Below are 4,157 nucleotides of genomic sequence, written 5' to 3' on the forward strand. Positions count from 1 at the left end.
CGCATCATCGCCACTCAGGCCGGCCTCGTAGTACACGAGTACCTGTGGCCGTCGGTAAGCGGTCGCGCGCACCTTTCCGTCAGCGTGCAGCTTGATTCGGGTGCGGAGGTCGTGCGTCGTTCCGGTGTAGAGCCGTTGATCTCGATCACTCCACAACACGTACGTGTAGTACACGGCGCCTCCCTTGGCGCGAATAGTTGGAACGGCACTAGGAAGGCATCGTGTACGTCGTTCGTGGACAGATTTAGTATCAACAAGTTGGAACGGCACTAGAAGCTCGTCGAAGTAACGCCAGAGATCTGCCGTTCGAGCACCGGCTCCGCCGGCACAACCCATCCCGGGGGAGGTGTCGGAGGGGGCCGTAACGTCCGCGCCCTCCGATAACTAGAAGCGCCGGTCGCGCCGTGGCTCGACGATCCAGTCGAACGACAGCACCGTCACGCGGTAGCTGGCCGCCCGCTGGGGCACCGGCACCTCGAAGGGGGCGCGGGTGCCGGGGGTGACGATGAAGGGCACGGAGCCGATCGTCGTCGCGACCACCTTACCCGACGCATCGAGCGCCTCCACCCGCAGGCGGACGTCTCTGGCCGCAAACCCGTAGTCGTTGAAGATGTAGCCGGAGACGACGGGGTGGCCGTTGCGCTCGCCCGCCGACCATTCGAGCTTGAAGAATCGGTCGGCGCCGTAGACGCCATAGCTCTCCTGGGTCAGGGCGGGACCGCTCATGAGAAGGACGACAACCAGGGCGCGCGCGAACATCTTCACCACCAGGATGTGATCTTACCGCGTTCGGGGGCTTACGACACTTCGCCGGAGCCGCTGATGAAAATGAAGGGGGCCTCGGCGAGGTCGATGATCCGGGGAACGGCGCGCTGAAAGCCCCCCGCCCGCGCGGTCACGGCGACCTTCGGGCGCAGGGGGTGGCGCCGATTCACCTTCACGACCGTGCCGACCTCGCCAGTGCTCAGGCACACCTTCGAGCCGGGGGGGAACACCGTGATCTCCGATAGCAGCGCCTTGACGAGCGGAGGCGGGAACGCCCCGTGCCGCCATTTCAGCATCTCGCGCATGGCCTCGTGGGGGCGGAACTGGGGCCGGGCCGCCGGAAGCGCCGTCATCTGCGCGTACGTGTCGACGAGCCCCAGGACCAACGCGTCCGGGTGAATCGCCTCGACCGACAGGCCCTGCGGATACCCCTGCCCCCGCTCGCGCTCGTGGTGCTGCAGCACCATCTCGATCACCGCCGGCAGCGGCAGGGACCACTGCTGGACGATCTCCGCCGACCGCAGCGGGTGGGCCTGAAGCAGCGCCTGCTCGTCCGGGGAGGGCGGATCGGCCCGCCGCAGCACGCGCTCCCGCACGGGGCAGAGCCCGATGTCGATGACGGTGGCCCCTAGGCCCAACTCCAACAGCCGGCGGACGTCGTAGCCCAGCCTGGCCCCGATCCGCATGGCCAGGACGGTTACCCGGGCGTGATGAAAGGCCAGGTAATGCGCGTCCTCGGGCACCTGCGGGCTATGGGCCAGCCAGAACAGATCGTCCGAATCCTCCAGCGAGGCGTGCACCAGCTCCAACAGGCCGGCCAGGTCGACCCAGGGAAACGCGGCCGTCGTCCCCACCAGCCCTTGCATCCGCTCGAGCGCCTTCTGCAGATCCGCGAAGAGCGCGCGGGCGGAGGCGCGGGACGCCGAGTCGAGCCCGTTCGCCGCCGGCGAGGGGGCGTCACGCATCCCGGCGGGGTCGATGACGGCGCTCATGCGCATCCGAGCGGCTCCGCATCGATCACGCGGCCGGGCCTCGGGATCCTGACCGTGAACGTCGAGCCCTTGTCGATCTCGCTCGCCACTTCGATGGTCCCCCCGTGCTGCCGCACGATCCCGAGGCTCACCGAGAGTCCGAGGCCGGTGCCGCTCACCTCGGGCTTCGTGGTGAAGAACGGCTCGAAGATCCGGACCAGGTTGTGGGACGCGATGCCGGTGCCGGTGTCGGTGACGATCACCATGACCTCCTCTGGCGCGGCGCTCGTCCGCACCGTGAGGAAGCCGCCCCGGGGCATCGCCTGGATCGCGTTGTGGGCGAGGTTCAGGAACACCTGCTTCATGCGGCCCGGATCGACCTCGACGACCGGCAGCGCCTCCGCGTAACGCTCCTCGATGGTGACGCCGTGAATGCCCTGGTGACGCACCAGCCCGATCACTTCCTTGAGGACCTGGTTCAGGTCCACCTCTTGGGGGACGAACGGGCGTTGCCGGCTGAAGTCGAGCAGATCGCGGACGATGTCGCGGGCCCGTGTGGCCTCCGTCACGATCAGGTTGATCGGCTCATGCATCGCATTGTCGGAGGGCAGGTCCTCGATGAGGAGCGAGGCGAAGCCCAGCACGCTCGTCAGCGGGTTGTTGATCTCGTGGGCGACCTGGGCCGCCATCTCACCGAGGGCGGCCAGCTTGGCGGCGTGCACCAGCTGCGACTGGGTCTCCCGCAGCTCCGCCATCTGCCGCTTGACGCCCTCGTAGAGGCGGGCGTTCTCGACGGCGATGGCGACCTGGCTGGCGACGATCTTGAGGAGCTGCTCCTCGTCGCCCTTGGCGCCGGCCGGAACGATGCTGTGGACGACCATCACGCCGAGGTCGCGCTGCTGGACCACCAGCGGGAGCACCCATTCGACCTCCTCCCACTCCTGGTTGGCCTCGCCGTCTTCCGTCAGCACGCTGCGCATCTGCGCGGCCTGCTCGCTCTTCACCGACACCTGCAGCCCGGCCGGCTCGGTCAGCTCCACGCTCATCTGCGTGATGCCGATGGCCCGGCCCAGCGCCGGCAGGAGCTTCTCCAGCATGGTGCGGACGTCCAGCTCGGAGGTGATCCCCTGGACCGCGCCGTGCAGCGCTTCTAGCTGCCCCGCCCGCCTGACGAAGTGCTCGTTGAGGCGCCGCAGCTCTTCGATCTGCCGGACCATGCGGTACACCAGCCGCTGGTTCAGCTCGCGGAGGAAGGGCGCTTCCTTCCGCTCGTCGACCCGCTCGCGCTTGCCGCGCAGGAACTCGGCGACCTGACGCGGGAAGGCGTCGGCGTCGAGAGGCTTCGCGATGTAGCCGTCGCAGCCGGCCACCAGCGTCCGCTCGCGGTCGCCCTCCATCGCGTACGCGGTCACGGCGATGATCGGCGTCCCCCGCAGCATCGGGAACGACCGGAGGGCGACGCCGACCTCGTAGCCGTCGATTCCGGGCAGGTTGATGTCGAGCAGGATGAGGGCCGGCTGCTCGCGGAGGGCCGCCTCGATCCCCGACAGTCCGTCCTCCGCTTCCACGATGGTGTACTTCTCGCGGGCCAGCAGCGCGCGAACCAGCATCCGGTTCTCGGCGCTGTCCTCGATGTACAGGATCTTGGTGGTCGCCATGGGTGGCCTCAGCGCTCCCGCGGCTCCGCGACGAACGGGAAGTGGAAGAGCTCGGGGTGGGCCTCCTTCCGCCGCTGGGCCTCCAGCTCCTCTCGGAGGATGCCGAAGACGATCACGTCGCAGTGCGCACCGCCCTGGAAGCCGGCCTTCCGGAGCACACCCTCCTGCCGGAACCCGTTCCGCTTGAGCGAGTTGATGCTGAGGAAGTTGTACTCGTAGACCTTCGCTTCGATACGCTGCAGGCCCAGCACGTCCAGACCGTAGGCGCACATGAGCTTGCCGGCCTCCACGCCGCAGCCCTTCCGGATGCACGTGCGGTCGGCGATGACGGTCTCCAGGAACGCGTAGCCCTCGCTGAGGTGGATGTTGAAGAGGCGCACCAGCCCCACCGGCGCCGGCCGGCCGTCATTCGTCATGACGATGAACGCGACCTGGGTCGGATCGGCGAGGGCCGCTTCGAAGAAGGCGGCGTCCCCGTCGTACAGGCGCCGGTAGGTGCGCAGGAAATCGCTGCCGACCATCCGCTCCAGGAACGGATCGTCCGCCCAGGCGGCCAGGTGGCGGAGATCGCCGGGTACGAGTGTCCGGATATAGACGCGTTCGCCGCGGGCGATGACGGTTGCCGGCTCCGGCACCGCCGCGGGGCCGGACGGGTGCCGCGGCGCTTCGACTTCGAGCGCGGCCCGCCCTCGTTCCGCTCTCACCGCAGCCTCCATCTCCGTGTCCTTGCTCCTCAACGGGTCTCGAACTCGATCTCGAGCCG

4 protein-coding genes are annotated in these 4,157 nt (G+C 68.4%); all 4 read right to left on the reverse strand.

The genetic code is table 11. The features are described from left to right. Positions 1-384: 384 nt before the first annotated feature. A complete protein-coding gene (locus tag VGV13_07600; GenBank protein ID HEV8640945.1) occupies positions 385-759 on the reverse strand; it encodes an FxLYD domain-containing protein in 375 nt (124 codons plus the stop codon). Between the two features lie 38 nt (positions 760-797). After that, positions 798-1,757: an HD domain-containing phosphohydrolase gene (locus tag VGV13_07605; GenBank protein ID HEV8640946.1), complete on the reverse strand. Its 960-nt coding sequence runs from the start codon at positions 1,755-1,757 to the stop codon at positions 798-800. After that, entirely contained in the window at positions 1,754-3,394 is a 1,641-nt protein-coding gene (locus VGV13_07610; GenBank protein ID HEV8640947.1) for an ATP-binding protein, read from the reverse strand. The genes VGV13_07605 and VGV13_07610 overlap by 4 nt, the downstream gene beginning before the upstream one ends. 8 nt (positions 3,395-3,402) lie before the next feature. Further along, positions 3,403-4,157 (reverse strand): GNAT family protein (locus VGV13_07615; GenBank protein ID HEV8640948.1); only part of this gene is annotated, 755 nt, incomplete at its 5' end.

The sequence above is a fragment of the Candidatus Methylomirabilota bacterium genome (assembly GCA_036001065.1).
In the GTDB taxonomy this organism is placed as follows: domain Bacteria; phylum Methylomirabilota; class Methylomirabilia; order Rokubacteriales; family CSP1-6; genus MNEF01.

Coding starts and splice junctions, on each gene's coding strand:
- VGV13_07600 (HEV8640945.1), bottom strand. CDS start 759: ATGTTCGCGCGCGCCCTGGTTGTCGTCCTTCTCATGAGCGGTCCCGCC.
- VGV13_07605 (HEV8640946.1), bottom strand. CDS start 1,757: ATGAGCGCCGTCATCGACCCCGCCGGGATGCGTGACGCCCCCTCGCCG.
- VGV13_07610 (HEV8640947.1), bottom strand. CDS start 3,394: ATGGCGACCACCAAGATCCTGTACATCGAGGACAGCGCCGAGAACCGG.